Source organism: Dyella marensis (assembly GCF_900112865.1).
Classification (GTDB): domain Bacteria; phylum Pseudomonadota; class Gammaproteobacteria; order Xanthomonadales; family Rhodanobacteraceae; genus Dyella_D; species Dyella_D marensis_A.
Genome location: NZ_FONH01000006.1, coordinates 47,542 through 66,664 on the forward strand (window position 1 = coordinate 47,542; position 19,123 = coordinate 66,664).

The window sequence follows — 19,123 nt, forward strand, 5'->3', positions numbered from 1 at the left end:
CGCACCATGTCCGCCGTCAAGCCAGGCTTCCCCGTACCGCTCGCCATCGTGTTCGCCGCGGCGATGATCGCCACGCGCTTCCATCACTTCGGCACCGCGCTGCATCTGCCCGATGCCTCGATGGCGCTGTTCTTCCTGGGCGGGCTGTGGCTTCGGCGGCATCTGGCCTTCGCCGCGTCCATGGCGCTGGCGGTGCTGCTGGACTGGATCTCGGTGTCGTATGCGGGCGTCAGCGCTTTCTGCGTGACGCCGGCTTACTCGTTCCTGCTGCCGGCCTATGCGGTGCTGTGGTACGCGGGAAGGCTGTGGTCCGCGCGGATGGCGCCGACGCCGGCGGCCCTGACCGGCGCGTTCGCGCTGGCCCTGCTGGCGTCGACGCTGTCCTTCGCCATCTCCAATGGCGCGTTCTACTGGCTGGGCGGGCGCTACGCGAATCCGCACCTGGCCGAGTACGTCGCGCGCCTGTGGCAGTGGGGGCCGTTGTTCGTGCGTACCACGCTGACCTATGTGGCGGTGGCCTTGGTCGCCTATGCCGTGTTGTTGCGCGCGGCGGCTACGCGCCGCGCGGGAGCGAAGGCATGAGCGAGCAGACGCCGACGCCGGAAGAACTGCGCCACCGCGAACGCATGCAGCGCAAGAAGGCGCTGGTCGACCGCAAGATCGCCCGCGCCACCGTCGACCGCGGCGTGCTGGTGGTGAACACCGGCAACGGCAAGGGCAAGAGCTCGTCGGGCTTCGGCATGCTGGCGCGTTCGCTCGGTCACGGCTTCCACTGCGGCGTGGTGCAGTTCATCAAGGGTAGTTTTTCCACCGGCGAGGAGGCGTTCTTCCGCCGCTTTCCCGAGCAGGTCGATTACCACGTGATGGGCGAGGGTTTCACCTGGGAGACGCAGGACAAGGCGCGCGATATCGCGGCGGCGCAGGCCGCCTGGCATATCGCCGCGCGGATGCTGACCGACGCGCGCTATCGCCTGGTGCTGCTGGACGAGCTCAACATCGCCCTGGTCAAGCAGTACGTCATGCTGGAGCAGGTGCTGCCCGCGCTGGCCGCGCGCCCGGCGGACCAGCACGTGGTGGTGACTGGCCGTGGCGCGCCCGATGCGCTGGTGGCGATGGCCGATACGGTGACCGAGATGCGCGTGGTCAAGCACGCATTCGAGGCGGGCATCCGCGCGCAGCAGGGGATCGAGCTGTGAGCGGCGTGCGGCATGCGCCGGCGCTGCTGGTATCCGCACCTGCGTCCGGCCAGGGCAAGACTTCGTTCACCGCCGCGCTGGCGCGGGCGCATGCGCGGCAGGGCCGGCGCGTGCGGGTGTTCAAGACCGGGCCGGACTTTCTCGATCCGATGGTGCTGGCGCGCGCCAGCGGCGCGCCGGTGTACCAGCTCGACCTGTGGATGAACGGCGAAGCCGATGTCCGCGCCCGACTGTACGAGGCGGCGGGCGAGGCGGAGCTGATCCTGATCGAAGGCGTAATGGGGCTGTTCGACGGCGGCACCTCCAGCGCCGACCTGGCGCAGCGCCTGGGCCTGCCGGTGCTGGCGGTGATCGACGGTTCGGCGATGGCGCAGACCTTCGGTGCGGTGGCGATGGGCTTGGCGCGGTATCGCGAAGGCTTGCGCGTGCATGGCGTGGCGGCCAATCGCATCGGCGGCGCGTATCACGCGAAGCTGCTGGCGGAGAGCTTGCCGACGGGGCTGCGCTGGTTCGGTGCGTTGCCGCGCGATCCGGCGCTGGCCTTGCCGGAACGGCATCTGGGCCTGGTGGCGGCGGGCGAACTGGCCGATCTGGAGCAGCGCCTCGACGCGCTGGCCGATGCGCTGGAAAAACACGCGGAACTGGCTTTGCCGCCGCCGGTCGCGTTCAGTGCGGCGGATGCGCCGGTGGTGCCGCGCATGCTGCAGGGCCGGCGCATCGCCATCGCGCGCGACGACGCCTTCTGCTTCCTGTATCCGGCGAACCTGGACCTGCTGCGGCAGGCCGGCGCGGAACTGCGCTGGTTCTCGCCGCTGGCCGGCGAGGCCTTGCCGGAGTGCGATGCCGCGTGGCTGCCGGGCGGTTATCCCGAACTGCATCTGCCGCGCCTGGCCGCGCGCACCGATCTGCACGCCGCGCTGCGCGCGCACGTCGACGCCGGCAAGCCGCTGCTGGCCGAATGCGGCGGCATGCTCAGCCTGCTCGACGCGCTGGCCACGCGCGAAGGCGATGCATACACGATGGCCGGACTGCTGCCGGGCTGGGCGGTGGTGCGCGAGCGGTTGGCCGGGCTGGGCATGCAGTCGGTCGAGCTGCCCGAGGGCCGGCTGCGCGGTCACACCTTCCACTACGCGCACGCCGAAGTGGCGCAGCCGCCGCTGGTGCGCGCCGCCAATCCGGATGGCGGTCCCGCGAACGAAGCGGTGTACCGGCGCGCTCGCCTGACTGCGAGCTTCGTGCACTTCTATTTCCCGTCCGCGCCGGAGGCGGCCTTGCGCCTGTTCCTGCCATGACCGCGTTCGCGTTCACCCTGGCGTTGCTGCTGGATGCGCTGCTCGGCGAGCCGCGCCGCGCGCATCCGCTGGTGGCGTTCGGAGCATGGGCGCGGGCGATCGAACAGCGGTGGTATCGGGATGCGCGCGATGCCGGTGCGGTGGCGTGGTGCGCGGCAGTGTTGCCGCCGGTGGCGGTTGCATGGGGCGCGGGGTGGCTGCTTCCGGCGCGGTGGGGTGTCGTGTTCGGTGCGCTGATGCTCTATCTCGCGGTAGGCCTGCGCAGCCTGGGCGAGCACGCCTTGCCGGTGGCGGATGCGCTGGAGCACGGCGAGCTCGATGCGGCACGCAGCGCGGTGGGACGCATGGTGAGCCGCGATACCGCCATGCTGGACGAAGGCCAGGTCGCCGCGGCCGCTACCGAGTCGGTGCTGGAGAACGGCAGCGATGCCGTGTTCGGCGCGCTGTTCTGGTTCCTGCTGCTCGGTGCGCCGGGCGCGGTCTTGTATCGCCTGGCCAATACGCTGGATGCGATGTGGGGTTATCGCAGCGCACGCTATGGACGCTTCGGCTGGGCGGCGGCGCGCATCGACGATGCGTTGAACTTCGTGCCGGCGCGGCTGACGGCGGCGACGTATGCGCTGTTGGGCGATGCGCAGCGCGCGTGGCGTTGCTGGCGCCGGCAGGCGCCGGCGTGGGACAGCCCGAATGCCGGGCCGGTGATGGCTGCCGGTGCCGGCGCGCTCGGTGTGCAGCTTGGCGGCGCCGCACCTTACGACGGCGTGTGGGAGGAGCGTCCGGTCCTGGGCGAGGGCGATGCGCCGGATGCCGGGTCGATCCGCCGTGCCATGCGTCTGGTGCGACGGGGCGCGGTCGTGTGGCTGGCGGCGATCTGGTTGATCGAGGGATATCGTCATGCTTGAACACGGCGGACGCCTGCTGCGCGCGGCGCACGAGTACGGCATGCCTCCCGAGGCTTGGCTCGATCTCTCCACTGGAGTGAGCCCGTTCGCCTGGCCCGTGCCGCCGTTGCCGGCGGCGGCGTGGCATCGGTTGCCGGAGGACGACGATGGCCTGATCGAGGTGGCGCGTGCCTACTACAGACATGCCTCGCTGCTGCCGGTGGCCGGTTCGCAGGCCGCCATCCAGGCCTTGCCCGCATTGCGCCATCGCGCGCGCGTGGGCGTGCTCGATCCGGGCTACGCCGAACATCCGCAGGCGTGGCAACGCGCCGGACACAAAGTCGAGCGCGCCGCCGCCGATGCCTTGTTCTCTCGCGCGGCCCGTTACGACGTGATCGTGCTCATCCATCCCAATAACCCTGGCGGCGAACGATTCGAACTCGACGCCCTGCTGGCGCTGCACGCCTCGCTGGCCCGCCGCGGCGGCTGGCTGGTGGTGGACGAGGCCTTTATCGATGCCACACCCGGCGACAGCCTGTGCGAGGCGCATGCGCTGCCCGGCCTGATCGTGCTGCGTTCGGTGGGCAAGTTCTTCGGCCTGGCCGGTGCGCGCGCCGGTTTCGTCTGCGCCGAACCCGCCTTGCTGGTAGCGCTGCGCGAGCGCCTGGGACCGTGGACCTTGAGCGGTCCGACACGCCAGGTGCTGAAGCTGGCGCTCGCCGACACCGCCTGGCAGGCCGCCCAGCGCGAGCGCCTGCACGCGACGAGCGCGCGCCTGTCCGCGCTGCTCGCACGGCACGGGCTGGCGCCCGCTGCCGGTTGCGCCTTCTTCCAATGGCGCCGCGACGAACGCGCCACGGCGATGCAGCGCGCGCTGGCCCGCCAGGGCGTGCTGGTGCGCCGCTTCGAGCAGCCCCACAGCATCCGCTTCGGCCTGCCCGGCGACGAGGCGGCATTCGCGCGACTGGACGCGGCGCTGGCAAGCTGGCGCACAGTCGAGACGAAGCGGGAGACAACGCCATGAGCGCACGGGTGCTGATGGTGCAGGGCTGCACTTCCGACGCCGGCAAGAGCACGCTGGTCGCCGCGCTGTGCCGCTGGCTGCATCGCCACGGCGTGGCGGTGGCGCCGTTCAAGCCACAGAACATGGCGTTGAACTCGGCCGTCACCGAAGACGGCGGCGAGATCGGTCGTGCCCAGGCAGTACAGGCGCAGGCCGCCGGCGTGCCGCCGCATACCGATTTCAATCCGGTGCTGTTGAAGCCGCAGAGCGATATCGGCGCTCAGGTGATCGTGCACGGTCACGCCGTCGGCAACATGGATGCGCGCGACTACCACGCGTACAAGCGGGTGGCGATGGACGCCGTGCTGGTCTCGCATGCGCGCCTGGTCGAGCGCTATCGCGCGGTGGTGGTGGAAGGCGCCGGCAGCCCCGCCGAGATCAACCTGCGCGACCGCGACATCGCCAACATGGGCTACGCCGAGGCGGTGGACTGCCCGGTGCTGCTGGTCGCCGACATCGACCGCGGCGGGGTGTTCGCGCATCTGGTCGGCACGCTGGCCCTGCTGTCGCCCGGCGAACGGGCACGCGTGGCCGGCTTCGTGATCAATCGCTTCCGCGGCGACATCGCCTTGCTGCAGCCGGGCCTGGACTGGCTGCAGCGCGAGACCGGCAAGCCGGTGCTCGGCGTGCTGCCGTATCTGCACGGCTTGCATCTGGAGGCCGAAGACGCATTGCCGCGCGACGCCGGCCGCCGTGAGGACGCGCTGCTGCGCGTCGCCGTGCCGGCGCTGCCGCGGATCAGCAACCACACCGATTTCGACGCGCTGCGTGCGCATCCGCAACTGGACGTGCGCCTGGTGGGACCGGGCGAGGCGCCGCCGCCGTGCGACCTGATCGTGCTGCCGGGCTCCAAGGCCACGCGTGCCGACCTGGCCTGGCTGCGCGAGCAGGGGTGGGCGGAAGCCATCGCGCGGCACCTGCGTTATGGCGGCAAGCTGATCGGCATCTGCGGCGGCTTCCAGATGCTCGGTCGCGCGGTCCACGATCCGCTGGGCATCGAAGGCGAGCCGGGCTCCAGCACGGGCCTGGGCTGGCTGGCGATGGAAACCGTGCTGGAACCGGAGAAGCAGCTGCGTCGCGTGCGCGGCCGGCTTGCGCTGGAGCAGGCGGACGTCGCCGGCTACGAGATCCATTGCGGACGCAGCTCCGGCCCGGCGCTCGCCGTGCCGGCCTGCCTGCTCGACGGCGATCGCCTGGACGGCGCGATTTCCGCGGACGGACAAGTACTCGGCACCTACCTGCACGGCGTGTTCGACCAGCCCGCCGCACTGCAGGCGCTGCTGCGCTGGGCGGGCCTGCGCGAGCCGGCGGCGGTCGATGTGCGCGCCTTGCGCGAAGCGAGCCTGGAGCGCCTGGCGGACATGGTGGAAGCGCATCTGGATACCGCGCGCCTCGCACAGCTGCTGGGAGTGGATCGCGCATGCGCAGCCTGATCCTCGGTGGCGCCCGTTCGGGCAAGAGCGCGCTGGCCGAGCGCCTGGCCGCCGAATCCGGGCTGGAGGTGGTCTATCTCGCCACCGCGCAGGCACGGGATGCCGAGATGGCGGCGCGCATCGCCCATCACCGCGCGCGCCGCCCGGCGCGCTGGCATGAGGTGGAAGAGCCGCTGGCGCTGGCCGATGCGCTGCGCGCCCATGCGCGCGCCGAGCGCTGCCTGCTGGTGGATTGCCTCACGCTGTGGCTGAGCAATCTGCTGGGCGACGCCGACGGCGAGCGCTTCGCGCGCGAACGCCAGGCGCTGCTGGAGGTCTTGCCCGGCCTGCCCGGCACGATCCTGCTGGTCAGTAATGAAGTCGGCCTCGGCGTGGTGCCGATGGGCGAACTGAGCCGCCGCTTCGTCGATGAAGCCGGCCGTCTGCATCAAGCGCTCGCCGGCGTGTGCGAGCGCGTGCTGTTCGTCGCGGCCGGCCTGCCGCTGGCCCTCAAAGGAAAGCTTGCATGAGTGTGGCTACGATCGACTGGGTACATGCGCCGTGCCGTACGCCGCGTGCGGATCTCGCCGCGGCCGCGCGCGAGCGGCAGGCGCAGCTGACCAAGCCGCCCGGTTCGCTGGGTGCGCTCGAAGCGGCGGCGGTGCGACTGGCCGGCCTGCAGGGAGTGCTCAAGCCGTCGCTGGAACGGGTATGGATCAGCGTGTTCGCCGCCGATCATGGCGTTGCCGCCGAGGGCATCTCGGCTTTCCCGCAGGCGGTGACCGGCGAGATGGTGCGCAACTTCGCGCGTGGCGGCGCGGCGATCAGCGTACTGGCGCGCGAACTGGGCGCTTCGCTCGAAGTGGTGCATCTGGGCACTGTCAACGACCCGGGCGAACTGCCGGGCGTGCGGCGCGAGTGGATCGCCGCGCAGACCGCGAACTTCGCACGCGGCGAGGCGATGACGCCGTCGCAGCTCGCGCTCGCCTTGCGCGCGGGAGCGGAGAGTGCGCGCTGCGCCGACGGCGCCGGTGCGCAGCTCTTCATCGGCGGCGAGATGGGCATCGGCAATACCACCGCCGCCACGGCGCTGGCCTGCGCACTGCTCGGCGCGGCGCCCGAGGCGCTGGCCGGTGCGGGCACCGGACTGGACGGCAGCGGTATCGCGCGCAAGGCCGCGACGGTGGCGCAGGCGCTGGCGCTGCATGGTGCGGCGGACTCGCCGCTGGCCTGGCTGCGCTGCATCGGCGGCTTCGAGCTTGCCGCCCTGGTCGGTGCCTATATCGCCGCGGCGCAGCGCGGGCTGCCCGTCCTGGTGGATGGTTTTATCGCCAGCGCGGCCGCCTTGGCGGCGGTGCGGCTGCAGCCGGACTGCCGCGCCTGGATGCTGTTCTCGCACCGCTCACAGGAGCAAGGCCACGCGCGGCTGCTCGAGGCACTGGGTGCCGAGCCGCTGCTCGACCTGCAACTGCGCCTGGGCGAAGCCAGCGGCGCCGCGGTCGCGGTACCGCTGCTGCGCCTGGCCTGCGCGCTGCACGCGGGCATGGCGACGTTCGCCGAAGCGGGAGTGTCGGCGGCATGAGCGCGGCGATCGACCTGCTGCGCCATGGCGATACCGGGCAGCGCAGTTATCGCGGCCAGCTGGACGATCCGCTGAGCGCGCTGGGCTGGGCCCAACTGCGCGCGGCGGTGGCGGAACGCCGCTGGGACCTGGTCGTGTCTTCCTCGCTGCGCCGCTGCGCGGACTTCGCGCGCGAGCTGGCGGCGGCGCGCGGGCTGCCGCTGCGCATCGATCCGCGCCTGGCCGAATATCACTTCGGCGCGTGGCAGGGTGTGCCGATCGAAACGCTGGCCGAGACCCAAGGCGAGGCGCTGGCGAATTTCTGGGCGGATCCGGTGGCGCATCCGCCGCCGGAAGCGGAGACGTTCGCGCAGTTCCATGTGCGGCTCGGCGCGGCGCTGGACGATGTCGCGGCCGAGGCGCGCGGGCGCGACGTGCTGGTGGTGACGCACGGCGGCGCGATCCGGCTCCTGCGCTGCCGGGCGGAAGGACGCGGCTACGGCGACATGGCCAATATCGAAGTGCCGCATGCCTCGCTGCATCGATTGCGGTGGCAGGCGAAGGTCGGCGCGTGATGCGCGGCCTGCTGGTGGCGATCGGCTTTCTCACGCGCATTCCGGTGCCTGCGGCGGTGTTCGACGATGCGGGTGCGCGCATGCGTTCGCTGCCCTGGTATCCGCTGGTGGGATGGATGCTCGGCGGCTTGCTTTACCTGCTGGCCTGGGCGATCCATGGCTGGCCACCGCTGCTGTCCGCCGCGCTGACGCTCGCAGCCTGGGTGGCGCTGACCGGCGCGTTGCATCTGGATGGCCTGGCCGACAGCGCCGATGCCTGGGTGGGCGGCATCGGCGATCGCGTGCGCACGCTGGCGATCATGAAGGATCCGAACTGCGGCCCGATGGGCGTGACCGCGGTGGTGCTGACCTTGCTGTTGAAGTTCGCCGCGCTGGCGAGCGCGCCGGCGTGGCCGGGCGTATGGCTGGCGCCGCTGCTGGGACGTGCCGCGTTGGTGGCGGCGTTTCTGTTCGTGCCTTACGTGCGTGCGGGCGGCATGGGCGAAGGCCTGGCCGCTTCGTCGCGCGCGGTGAATACGGCCGTGCTGGCGACGGTCGCCGTCGGTTGCCTGTTTGCGGGGCTGCGGGGCGCGGCATCGCTGATGGTCGCGATGGCGCTGTTCGTCGCATGGCGGCGCGCCTGTCTGCAGCGCCTCGGCGGCATGACCGGCGACACCTGCGGCGCACTGGCGGAGCTGACCGAAGCCGCGGTACTGATCGCCGCGGCAACGGCGTAGGTTGGGGTGAGCGCAGCGAACCCCAACGGGCGCTAGGGCATGGCGATACGCCTGTTGGGGTTCGCTGCGCTCACCCCAACCTACGCCGATCCTTTACCAGCGATACGCCAGCTTGCCGTACACGTACGCACCGTTGAACCCGAACGGCGAGAACACCGAATAGGGCAGGGTGCCGTTGTTGTCGTTGGCGGGGATCACCCGGTCCGGATAGGTGTTGAACACGTTGTCCGCGCCCAGGGTGAAGGTCCAGCGGTCGAGGTTGTAGTTCACCGCCAGGTCGAGCAGCCACTTGCTGGAGAAGGTCTGGTCCAGCGCCGCGGTCGTCGAGTTGTAGGAGACGAAGCTGCCGTAGCGGGTGAGCGCGCCGCTGACGCTCCAGCGGTCGACGCTGTACAGGCCGCTGAGAATCAGCTTGCTGCGCGGGGTGGTGTCGGCGAGCAGGCCGTACTGGTCGCGGCGGTCGATGCGCTTGAGGTTCAGGCCCAGCGCGTTGAGCGCGGCGGGATTGGTCTTGACGTCGGTGACCTTGTTCTTGTTGTAGTTGTAGCTCAGCGTGGCCTGCAGCGTGCCGGCTTGCCCCAGGTCGAACAGATAGCTGCCGACCAGGTCCACGCCGCGCGTGCGCGTGTTCACCGCATTGGTGAAGTAGGCGATGCCGCTGTAGTTGAGATCGGTGACGCCATTGGCGACCAGGTAGTTGTGCACCGCCGCCGAGTTGGTGGCCAGGTTGCTGGACAGCACGATGCGGTTGTCGATGGTGATCTGGTACACGTCGATGCTGAGGTTGAGCGGGTCGATCGGGTTCCACACCGCGCCGGCGGTGAAGTTGCGCGACTTCTCAGGCTTCAGCGGCTCGCCGCCCAGCAAGGTGGCGACCTTGCTGGTGGAAGGCACGATGCCGGTGTTGTAGATGCCCTGCGGCAGGCCCAGCGAATTGCCCGCGCCGAAGAACAGCGAGGAGATGTACGAGTAGTTCTGCTGCGCCAGCGAGGGCGCGCGGAAGCCGGTGGAGGCGCTGCCGCGCAGGGCGAAGCGGTCGGTGAAGTCGTAGCGCAGCGCCAGCGCGCCCGACGTGGTGGTGCCGAAGTCGTTGTAGTCCTCGTGGCGCACGGCCAGCGAGGTGCCGAGCTTGTCGGTGAGGTTGGTTTCCAGGCTCACGTACTCGGCCACGTCATGGCGCGAATGCGAGCCGGCATTCGCCGGCTGGAAGCCGCCGAAGCCCTGCGCGCCGCCGGACGTGCCCGAGGTGCCGGTGTAGTACGAGGCCACGTCGCCGGCATCGATCTTGTAGGTCTGCCGCAGGTATTCGGCGCCGAACGCCAGCGTCACCGGATTAGGCAGCCAGCTGGTGGAGAACTCCTTGGCGATGTCCACGTCGAGCGCCTGCTGCGAAGCGGACAGGATGCCGTCGTGGAAGCTGGTGGGGCTGGAGCCGAAGTCGTGCAGGTAGGCGCGGTTGACGCTGTTGTTGGTGGCATAGGACACGCGGTTGCCGCCGTAGTTGGCGCTGACGTCCCAGCGCCAGCCGCCGCCGGTCTTGCCGCGTATGCCGACCACCAGCGACTGGTCCAGCGAATCGGAGTTCTCCAGCGGCAGGTAGCCGTTGGGATAGATCGACGGCACCGAGTTGCTGTTGGCCAGGTTGCGGAAGAACGCCGGCGAGGTGCTGTCGCGCTTGCCGATATGGCCGAACGCGTACAGCTCCGCCGATTCGCCGAGCTTGTACTGGCCGTTGAGGAACAGGTTGTGATCGCCCACTTCCGGATCGCCGTAGCGCTGGGTGGTACCTTCCCAGGCGCGGGTGCGGTTGGGGCCGGCGCGGTTGCTGTAGTCCTGGTGGCCGTCCTGCAGGGTGAAGCGCAGCCAGCCCTGGTCGTTGTTCAGCGGCAGGCCGAAGCTGGCCGAACCCTTCCATTGCCGGCCGTCGCCGGCCGAGTACTGGCCGCCGCTCAGTTCCACCGCGCCGCCGTCGGCGCCGCCCTTGAGCACGATGTTGATCACGCCGGCGATGGCATCGGAGCCGTACTGCGCCGAGGCGCCGTCGCGCAGCACTTCGATGTGGTCGATCGCCGCCATCGGGATGGTGTTGAGGTCCACCGCCTGCGAGCCGCGGCCCAGCACGCCGTTGGTCAGCAGGATCGCGCCGGGATGCCAGCGCTTGCCGTTCACCAGCACCAGCACCTGGTCGGGCGAAAGGCCGCGCAACTGGGCGGGGCGCTGCGAATCGGCGGTGTCGGCCGCGGCCGGGCGCGGGAAGGTGAGCGAGGGAATGATGCGCGACAGCGCGGTGGACAGCTCGGTGGTGCCGCTCTGCTGCAGGACCTTGGCCGAGACCACGTCGATCGGCGTGAGCGAGCTGCTCTCCGTGCGGTTGTCGGCGCGCGTGCCGGTGACGATCACCGTGCTCAGGTTCTTGGCCTTGTCGGGGGCCGGTGTGGGCGTGGCGTTCTGGCCGCTGTCCTGGGCGGCGGCGCCGGCGGACAGGGCCAGCAGCAGGGCGGAGGCGAGCGTGCGGTAGCGCAGATGCATCTGAACTTCCCTCTTCGTCATGATTTGTTGCGATGCGTCAATGCAGGCTAGACCCCGCGTCGACGCTTCGTCAATAGCCGTCTAGACGTCCATCTCTCCGCGCGCTCCTCGTGGCGGGGCGGCGGAAAGGCGTCGTCGCCTCCCCCCTGCCGGCCAGCATGCCCGTGCGGGCCGGACATTGAAATCCCGCGATCCGACTCGATAATGGCGAGCTGCCGGTCCTCGCGCCGGCCCGGAACACGGAGCCACCATGCCTATCTATGAATTCGAATGCGGCGGCTGCGGCCATCGTTTCGACCGCCTGCAGAAGATGTCCGACGCCGACCCCAGCGCCTGCCCCCAGTGCGCGGCGGACGGCACCGTCCAGCGCCGCCTGAGCGCGCCCCAGTTCCGCCTGGCCGGCGGCGGCTGGTACGAGACCGACTTCAAGAAGGACGGCGACAAGAAGCGCAACCTGGCCGGCGACAACGCCGCCGCGCCAGCTCCGGCTCCGGCGGCGGCTCCGGCGCCGGCCCCCGCGCCGGCTCCCGCCAGCGGCGACTGAACCGGCGGCAATGGCTCGAAATTTCCGGCGCTCGAATCGCAAAATATTCAAGCGCGGTTGCCTTCCCTGCGATAGCGTGGCGCCACCTTCAACACTGGGCGGTATCCAATGAGCGCTATCGGCAAGGGGATGTGGGCGGCGATCGCGATCGCCGCGGGAATGGCTTCCATGGCGGCGCCGACCGCGCACGCCCAATGGGACCAGGGTTCGATCAATTGCTCCAGCAACGACGGGCGCTTCGTCCGCTGCCGCACGCCGTGGCCGGCCTCGCAGCTGTCCAGGCAGCTCTCGGATACGCGCTGTGTCTATGGCCAGACCTGGGGCAACGACCGCGGCAGCGTCTGGGTCGACCGCGGTTGCCGCGCCAATTTCGAGCCGGCGCGCGGCGGTGGCTGGGGCGGCGGCTGGGGTGGCGACCGTCCCGGCTGGGGTGACGATCGCCCGGGCTGGGGCGACGATTCGGCCCAGGTGCGCTGCGACAGCAATGGCAACCGCCGCCAGTACTGCCCGATCGACCTGGGGCGCGGCGGCCGGGTCCGCCTGGTGCGCCGCCTGTCCGATTCGCCCTGCCGCGAAGGCGACACCTGGGGCTGGGATCGCCGCGGCGTGTGGGTGGACGAAGGCTGCCGCGCGATCTTCCAGATCGACCGCCGCTGGTAAGCCGGCGGCGTCGGTCGGCGTAGGTTGGGGTGAGCGCAGCGAACCCCAACAAGCGTCCCGCTGCACCGTAACGCCCGTTGGGGTTCGCCTTCGGCTCACCCCAACCTACGCCCCTCGTTGAGGGGCTGCTACCATTCCGGGTCCTTTTCACGTCTCACGCCGCCAAGGCGGCCCGGAGTTCCAAGCGCATGCGCACGCATTACTGCGGCCTCATCGACGAGGCCCTGGTCGGCCAGACTGTCACCCTGTGCGGCTGGGTCAACACCATCCGCCTGCAGAGCCACGTCGCCTTCGTGGACCTGCGCGACCACGAGGGCATCGCCCAGGTGGTGGTGGAGAAGGACAACGCCGATGCGTTCGCGGTGGCCGGCGAGATCGGCTACGAGTACTGCCTGCGCGTCACCGGCACCGTGCGCAAGCGCCTGGCGGCCAACGACAAGCTCAAGACCGGCACGGTCGAGCTGCTCGCCGACAAGGTGGAGATTCTCAACGCCGCCCGTGACCTGCCGTTCGCGCTGCACGAGAACCCGAACGAGGACATGCGGATGACCTACCGCTACCTCGACCTGCGCCGCCCCGAGATGCAGCGCATGATGCGCACCCGCATCAAGCTGGTGCAGGCGCTGCGCCGTTACCTCGACGCGCGCGGCTTCCAGGACATCGAGACGCCGATCCTGACCAAGGCCACGCCGGAAGGCGCGCGCGATTACCTGGTGCCCAGCCGCGTGCATCCGGGCCAGTTCTACGCGCTGCCGCAGTCGCCGCAGCTGTTCAAGCAGATCCTGATGATGGCCGGCTTCGACCGCTACTACCAGATCGCCCGCTGCTTCCGCGACGAAGACCTGCGCGCCGACCGCCAGCCGGAATTCACCCAGCTCGACCTGGAATTCGCCTTCGTCGAAGAACCGGACGTGCAGGACTTCGTGGAAGCACTGATCCGCCACGTGTTCAAGGAAGTGCAGGGCGTCGAGCTGGACGCCGCCTTCCCGCGCATGACCTGGGCCGAGGCCATGCGCCGCTTCGGCTCGGACAAGCCGGACCTGCGCATCGCGCTGGAACTGGTCGATGTGGCCGACGCGCTCAAGCACGTCGAATTCAAGGTGTTCGCCGAGCCGGCCAACGATCCGGCCGGCCGCGTCGCCGCGCTGCGCCTGCCGGACGGCGCCACGCTGAGCCGCAAGGAGATCGACCAGCTCACCGAATACGTGGCCAGGTACGGCGCCAAGGGCCTGGCCTGGCTGAAGGTGGACGACCTGGCCAAGGGTCGCGAGGGCGTCAATTCGCCGGTGGCGAAGTTCCTCGACGATGCGGCGCTCGATGCGCTGCTCAAGGCCACCGGCGCGCAGAGCGGCGACATGGTCTTCGTCGGCGCCGGCAAGTGGAAGACCGTCACTGACTTCATGGGCGCGCTGCGCCTGAAGCTCGGCAAGGACCGCGGCCTGGTGGAAAACAGCTGGAAGCCGCTGTGGGTCACCGACTTCCCGATGTTCGAGTACGACGAGGAAGCGCAACGCTTCGTCGCGCTCCACCATCCGTTCACCGCGCCGAAGGTGGACGATATCGCCGACCTGCGCGCCAATGCGGCGATCGCGGTGAGCCGCGGCTACGACATGGTGCTCAACGGCGCCGAGATCGGCGGCGGCTCGATCCGTATCCATCGTCCGGACATGCAGAGCGCGGTGTTCGAGCTGCTCGGCATCGGCGCGGAAGAGGCCGAGGCGAAGTTCGGCTTCCTGCTCAAGGCGCTGAAGTTCGGCGCGCCGCCGCACGGCGGCCTGGCCTTCGGCATCGACCGCATCGCGGCGCTGATGGCCGGCACGGAGTCGATCCGCGACGTGATCGCCTTCCCCAAGACCACCAGCGCGCAGGACCTGATGACCGATGCGCCCTCGCTGGTGCCGGACGCACAGCTGAAAGAGCTGCACGTGAAGGTGGCGGCGGAGCCGTCGAACGGTTGAGCGTTCGCGCGGTCCCACAGTGGATGTGTGATGGACGGGTCAGCGCAGCCGCGCCGATCCGTCCTATCGTTGCTTGCTTTGTTCCGGACCCGCGCTGTCGCCGATGACCGATCACGTAATCCTGCTGCACGGCCTGTGGATGCGCGGCTTCGCGCTGCTGATGCTGCATCGCCGCCTGATGGAAGCGGGTTTCCGCGTGCATCGCTTCGACTACATGAGCGTGGCGGCGACGCAGGAGCAGACCGTTGCCCGCCTGCACGCGCGCATGCGCGAGGCGGCGCCGGAGGGCGGGGCGGTGCACCTGGTCGGCCACAGCCTGGGCGGCCTGCTCGCCCTGCGCGCCTGCCTGGACGACCGCGACCTGCCGGCGGGACGCATCGTCTGCCTGGGCTCCCCGCTCAAGGGCAGCGCGACGGCGCGCTCCTTCGCCAGCCTGGGCGGGCGCGGCGGCGGCGTGCTGCTGGGGCATAACCGCGCCTTGCTGGAAAACGGCTTCGAGCAGTGGACCGGCACGCGTGAGGTGGGCGTGATCGCCGGCCGCACCCCGTTCGGCCTGGGCCACGTGCTGGGCCAGCTGGACGGCGAGCACGACGGCACCGTGGCGGTCGACGAGACGCGCCTGCCCGGCATTGCCGATCATTGCGTGGTGGAAGCCAACCACACCGGCCTGCTGTTTTCGGTGGAGACCGGGCGCCTGATCGCCGGCTTCCTGCGCGAGGGGCGCTTCGGACGCGACATGGCGGGTCGCGAAACGGCCTGAGAAGCCGCGCCACGGCGGGCTTTGCGCGGCATCGCGGGACGCCCGGTTGCCAGTCCGCCATGCGGAAGGGATAAAATTCGCGCTTTCCGCACGCAGCACGCCAGGGAACACGCCATGGGTAGAGGCCCGTCCATCGAAGGTCGCAAGAACGCCGAAGACGCCAAGCGCGCCAAGGTGTTCACCAAGCTGATCCGCGAGATCACCATCGCCACCCGCGGCGGCGCGCCCGACCCGGCGGCCAATCCGCGCCTGCGCGCGGCGGTCGACAAGGCGCTGGCGGCCAACATGACCAAGGACACCATCGAGCGCGCGATCAAGCGCGGCTCCGGTGCCGAGGGCGGCGCCGACATGCACGAGGTGCGCTATGAAGGCTACGGCCCCGCCGGCACCGCGCTGATCATCGACTGCGTCACCGACAACCAGACCCGCACCGTCGCCGACGTGCGCGCCGCGCTCAACAAGAACGGCGGCAACATGGGCACCTCCAACTCGGTGGCGTTCCAGTTCACCCGCGTGGGCCAGGTGCTGGTGCATACCGGCGGCGACGCCGAGGTCGAGGCGAAGCTGGAGGAATCGGCGATCGAGCACAACGCCGAGGACATCGTGATCGAGAACGGCATCGGCAGCGTGCTGCTGGCGGCCGACCCGATCGCGGTGGAAGCCATGCGCAAGGCGCTGGTCGCGGCCGGCTTCGAGGTCGACGGTTCCGACGTGGTGATGCGCCCGAACGGCCCGCTGGTCACCCCGTCCGGCGAAGCGCTGGAGCAGTTCGAGAAACTGCTGGAGCGCCTGAACGGCCTGGACGACGTCGACGAGGTCTATCACAACGCCGTGCTGCCGGCCGGGGATGCGTAAGGCCCATCCGGGCTTTATGCAACCACGCCTTGCTTCGGTAGCGCCGCGGTCATGACACGCATCATCGGCATCGATCCCGGCAGCCAGCGCACCGGCATAGGCATCATCGACGTGGATGGCACGGGCAAGCTTGCGCATGTTTTCCACGGCGCGCTGGCAGTGGCCGGCGAGGCCAGTTTCCCGTTGCGCCTGAAACGCATCTTTGACGAGCTGTGTGACATCATCGCCGAGCATCGGCCGGAGGAATGCGGCATCGAACGCGTATTCATGGCGCGCAACGCCGATTCGGCGCTGAAGCTTGGGCAGGCAAGGGGTGCCGCGATCTGCGCGGTGGTCAGCCGGGGAATCGCGGTGCACGAATATGCGGCGACGGAAGTGAAGCAATCGGTGGTCGGCAGCGGCCGTGGCGACAAGACCCAGGTGCAGCACATGATCGGCGTATTGCTCGGCCTGAAGGGCCCCCTGCAGGCGGATGCGGCCGACGCGCTGGCGATCGCCGTGACCCACGCGCACACGCGCGCCAGCCTTGCCCGCGTGGGCATTCCGCGCACCGCCTGGAGGCGCCGATGATCGGCCGCCTGCGCGGAATCCTGGTTTCCAAGCAGCCGCCGTGGCTGCTGGTGGAGGTCGGCGGCGTCGGCTACGAGCTCGAGGCGCCGATGTCGACCATCTACGACCTGCCGCCGACCGGCAAGGAAGTGATCCTGCTCACGCACTATGCCGTGAAAGAAGACAGCGTCGCGCTGTACGGCTTCCTGCACGAGGCGGAGCGCGCGCTGTTCCGCAATCTGCAGAAAGTCAGCGGCATCGGCGCGAAGATCGCGCTGTCGGTGCTGTCCGGCGTGTCGACCAACGATTTCGCGCGTCTGGTGCAGGCCGGCGACGTGGTCGCGCTGACCAAGATTCCCGGCATCGGCAAGAAGACCGCCGAGCGCATGGTGGTGGAGCTGCGCGACCGCGTGGACGGCCTGGCGGTGAGCCTGCCCGGCGCCGCCGGCAAGGGCGCGCCGCTGGATCCCGCCGGCGAAGCCACCGTGGCCCTGCAGCAGCTCGGCTACAAACCCGCCGAAGTGACGCGCCTGGTGCAGAAAGTCGCCGCCGACGGCGACAGCGCCGAAGCCATCATCCGCAAGGCGCTGCGCGCCGCATTAGGAGCTTGAGCCCGTGAGCCAGGACAACCTGCACGGCGCCGATGCCGACACCAAGCGCCGCCTCGCCGCGCTCGCGCTGGGCGCGATCGGCGTGGTCTACGGCGACATCGGCACCAGCCCGCTGTACACGCTGCAGACCACCTTGAGCCATGACGGCATGAAGCCCACGCCGGAGAGCATCTTCGGCGTGCTGTCGCTGATCTTCTGGGCGCAGATCATCGTGGTCTCGCTGAAGTACGTGGTCTTCATCATGCGCGCGGACAACAAGGGCGAGGGCGGCATCATGGCCCTGCTCGCGCTGGCCCTGCGCAGCGCGCGCGGCGACGCGCGCATGCGCTGGATCCTGGCCATCCTCGGCATTTTCGGCGCGGCGCTGTTCTACGGCGACGGCGTGATCACCCCGGCCATTTCGGTGCTGTCGGCGGTGGAGGGCATGAAAGTGGCCGTGCCCGACCTGCCGCACTGGGTGGTGCCGGTGACCTCGGTGGTGATCCTGTTCTTCCTGTTCGCCCTGCAGCGGCACGGCACCGAGCGGGTGGGCAGGCTGTTCGGCCCGGTGATGGTGATCTGGTTCATCGTGATCGCCGCGCTGGGCGTGCAGATGATTGCGCAGAACCCGCACGTGCTGCTGGCGCTGAACCCGATGTACGGCGTGAAGTTCTTCATGAGTCACGGCATGCAGGCCTTCATCGCCCTGGGCGGCGTGGTGCTGGCGCTGACCGGCGCCGAGGCGCTGTACGCGGACATGGGCCACTTCGGCAAGAAGCCGATCCGCCTGGCCTGGTTCGGCTTCGTGCTGCCGGCGCTGGTGCTCAATTATTTCGGCCAGGGCGCGCTGCTGCTCAACCATCCGGAAGCGATCGACAACCCGTTCTTCAAGCTGGTGCCCAAGGTCCTGCTGTACCCGATGATCGGCCTGGCCACCATCGCCACCGTGATCGCCTCGCAGGCGGTGATCTCCGGCGCGTTCTCGATGACCCGCGAGGCGATGTCGCTGGGTTATTCGATGCGCATGCCGATCGTGCACACCTCGCGCGAGATGTCCGGCCAGATCTTCGTGCCGTGGGTCAACACCTTCCTGCTGGTGATGGTGCTGATCGCGGTGCTGGGCTTCCGCAGCTCCGAGAACCTGAGCGCGGCCTACGGCATCGCGGTGACCGGCACCATGACGGTGACCACCATCCTGGCCCTGGTGGTGGCGCGCTACCAGTGGCACTGGAGCCGGCCGACGGTGATCTTCGCCGGCGTGCTGCTGCTGACCATCGACCTGTCCTTCCTCAGCGCCAACGTGATCAAGATCGAGTACGGCGGCTGGTTCCCGCTGGTGCTGGGCGTGGCGGTCTTCGTGGTGATGACCACCTGGCGCCGCGGGCGCGAGCTGGTGGTGCGCGAGATCAAGCAGTCCGGCCTGGCGCTGGAACCGTTCATCGAGAACGTCGGCGAGCATCCGCCGCTGCGCGTGCCCGGCACGGCGGTGTTCCTCACCGCCAACCAGCACGCCGTGCCGCATGCGCTGCTGCACAACCTCAAGCACAACAAGGTGCTGCACGAGCGCAACGTGCTGCTGACGGTGGAAATGCTGGAGACGCCGGTGGCCGAGGCCGACGAGCGCATCCAGATCACGCCGCTGGGCGGCGACTTCTACGGCCTGGCCCTGCGCTTCGGCTTCGCCGAGGACCCGAACATCCCGCAGGCCCTGCTGCGCTGCTCGAAGGCCGGCCTGCCGTTCGACATGATGGACACCACGTTCTTCCTGTCGCGCGAAACCATCATCGCCGACGAGCGCCGTCCGGGCATGGCGCTGTGGCGCGACAAGCTGTTCGCCTTCATGGCCCGCAACGCGCTGCCGGCCACCGCGTTCTTCCAGATCCCGGGCAACCGGCTGATCGAGCTGGGCGCGCAGGTCGAGATCTGAGCCCCTCGGCGTAGGGCGTAGGTTGGGGTGAGCTGCAGGCGAACCCCAACAGGCC

19 protein-coding genes are annotated in these 19,123 nt (G+C 69.7%); 18 read left to right on the top strand and 1 reads right to left on the bottom strand.

The genetic code is table 11. The features are described 5' to 3' along the window. The first annotated feature begins 6 nt into the window (after positions 1 to 6). From BM172_RS11045 to BM172_RS11090, 10 genes are read left to right on the top strand one after another with little or no spacing between them, the layout of a single operon-like run. Positions 7 to 582, top strand: coding sequence for a hypothetical protein (locus BM172_RS11045; protein ID WP_051548333.1), 576 nt, complete (start codon positions 7 to 9; stop codon positions 580 to 582). Continuing rightward, complete coding sequence (gene cobO, locus BM172_RS11050; RefSeq protein WP_026633646.1) at positions 579 to 1,196, top strand: cob(I)yrinic acid a,c-diamide adenosyltransferase; 618 nt, start codon at positions 579 to 581, stop codon at positions 1,194 to 1,196. The genes BM172_RS11045 and cobO overlap by 4 nt, the downstream gene beginning before the upstream one ends. Further along, entirely contained in the window at positions 1,193 to 2,488 is a 1,296-nt protein-coding gene (locus BM172_RS11055; RefSeq protein WP_026633645.1) for a cobyrinic acid a,c-diamide synthase CobB, read from the top strand. Before cobO ends, BM172_RS11055 begins: the two co-directional genes overlap by 4 nt. Continuing rightward, on the top strand, positions 2,485 to 3,390 hold the full coding sequence (gene cbiB, locus BM172_RS11060) for an adenosylcobinamide-phosphate synthase CbiB (protein WP_026633644.1): 906 nt from the start codon (positions 2,485 to 2,487) through the stop codon (positions 3,388 to 3,390). Before BM172_RS11055 ends, cbiB begins: the two co-directional genes overlap by 4 nt. Then, positions 3,383 to 4,393 carry a threonine-phosphate decarboxylase CobD gene (gene cobD / locus BM172_RS11065; protein WP_026633643.1) on the top strand — a complete coding sequence of 337 codons (1,011 nt, stop codon included), beginning with the start codon at positions 3,383 to 3,385 and terminating at the stop codon, positions 4,391 to 4,393. Before cbiB ends, cobD begins: the two co-directional genes overlap by 8 nt. Continuing rightward, complete coding sequence (locus BM172_RS11070; protein WP_026633642.1) at positions 4,390 to 5,865, top strand: cobyric acid synthase; 1,476 nt, start codon at positions 4,390 to 4,392, stop codon at positions 5,863 to 5,865. Before cobD ends, BM172_RS11070 begins: the two co-directional genes overlap by 4 nt. Continuing rightward, the gene (gene cobU / locus BM172_RS11075) at positions 5,853 to 6,374 is read left to right on the top strand and encodes a bifunctional adenosylcobinamide kinase/adenosylcobinamide-phosphate guanylyltransferase (RefSeq protein WP_026633641.1); all 522 of its coding nucleotides are present in this window, start codon (positions 5,853 to 5,855) and stop codon (positions 6,372 to 6,374) included. Before BM172_RS11070 ends, cobU begins: the two co-directional genes overlap by 13 nt. Further along, on the top strand, positions 6,371 to 7,426 hold the full coding sequence (gene cobT, locus BM172_RS11080; protein WP_026633640.1) for a nicotinate-nucleotide--dimethylbenzimidazole phosphoribosyltransferase: 1,056 nt from the start codon (positions 6,371 to 6,373) through the stop codon (positions 7,424 to 7,426). The genes cobU and cobT overlap by 4 nt, the downstream gene beginning before the upstream one ends. Further along, the gene (locus tag BM172_RS11085; RefSeq protein WP_026633639.1) at positions 7,423 to 7,980 is read left to right on the top strand and encodes a histidine phosphatase family protein; all 558 of its coding nucleotides are present in this window, start codon (positions 7,423 to 7,425) and stop codon (positions 7,978 to 7,980) included. Before cobT ends, BM172_RS11085 begins: the two co-directional genes overlap by 4 nt. Next, positions 7,977 to 8,696, top strand: coding sequence for an adenosylcobinamide-GDP ribazoletransferase (locus tag BM172_RS11090; protein WP_026633638.1), 720 nt, complete (start codon positions 7,977 to 7,979; stop codon positions 8,694 to 8,696). Before BM172_RS11085 ends, BM172_RS11090 begins: the two co-directional genes overlap by 4 nt. A 93-nt stretch (positions 8,697 to 8,789) precedes the next feature. Here BM172_RS11090 and BM172_RS11095 read toward each other — a convergent pair whose 3' ends face one another. After that, positions 8,790 to 11,225, bottom strand: a complete 2,436-nt coding sequence (locus BM172_RS11095; RefSeq protein ID WP_026633637.1) for a TonB-dependent receptor plug domain-containing protein — start codon at positions 11,223 to 11,225, stop codon at positions 8,790 to 8,792. A gap of 250 nt (positions 11,226 to 11,475) precedes the next feature. Here BM172_RS11095 and BM172_RS11100 point away from each other — a divergent pair, with 250 nt between their 5' ends. From BM172_RS11100 to BM172_RS11135, 8 genes are all read left to right on the top strand, one after another. Beyond that, a complete protein-coding gene (locus BM172_RS11100) occupies positions 11,476 to 11,769 on the top strand; it encodes an FmdB family zinc ribbon protein (protein WP_026633636.1) in 294 nt (97 codons plus the stop codon). 129 nt (positions 11,770 to 11,898) lie between these two features. Then, positions 11,899 to 12,429 carry a DUF3011 domain-containing protein gene (locus BM172_RS11105; protein ID WP_051548332.1) on the top strand — a complete coding sequence of 177 codons (531 nt, stop codon included), beginning with the start codon at positions 11,899 to 11,901 and terminating at the stop codon, positions 12,427 to 12,429. 188 nt (positions 12,430 to 12,617) lie between these two features. Then, the gene (gene aspS / locus BM172_RS11110) at positions 12,618 to 14,387 is read left to right on the top strand and encodes an aspartate--tRNA ligase (protein ID WP_026633634.1); all 1,770 of its coding nucleotides are present in this window, start codon (positions 12,618 to 12,620) and stop codon (positions 14,385 to 14,387) included. 103 nt (positions 14,388 to 14,490) lie between these two features. Then, a complete protein-coding gene (locus BM172_RS11115) occupies positions 14,491 to 15,147 on the top strand; it encodes an esterase/lipase family protein (RefSeq protein WP_026633633.1) in 657 nt (218 codons plus the stop codon). A gap of 114 nt (positions 15,148 to 15,261) precedes the next feature. Beyond that, positions 15,262 to 16,002 (top strand): YebC/PmpR family DNA-binding transcriptional regulator, encoded by a 741-nt coding sequence (locus tag BM172_RS11120; RefSeq protein WP_026633632.1) that lies wholly within the window; start codon positions 15,262 to 15,264, stop codon positions 16,000 to 16,002. Positions 16,003 to 16,053: 51 nt separating this feature from the next. Further along, positions 16,054 to 16,572 (top strand): crossover junction endodeoxyribonuclease RuvC, encoded by a 519-nt coding sequence (ruvC, locus tag BM172_RS11125; RefSeq protein WP_026633631.1) that lies wholly within the window; start codon positions 16,054 to 16,056, stop codon positions 16,570 to 16,572. After that, positions 16,569 to 17,162, top strand: a complete 594-nt coding sequence (gene ruvA / locus BM172_RS11130) for a Holliday junction branch migration protein RuvA (protein WP_026633630.1) — start codon at positions 16,569 to 16,571, stop codon at positions 17,160 to 17,162. Before ruvC ends, ruvA begins: the two co-directional genes overlap by 4 nt. A 4-nt stretch (positions 17,163 to 17,166) precedes the next feature. Beyond that, complete coding sequence (locus BM172_RS11135; protein WP_051548331.1) at positions 17,167 to 19,068, top strand: potassium transporter Kup; 1,902 nt, start codon at positions 17,167 to 17,169, stop codon at positions 19,066 to 19,068. Positions 19,069 to 19,123: the final 55 nt, after the last annotated feature.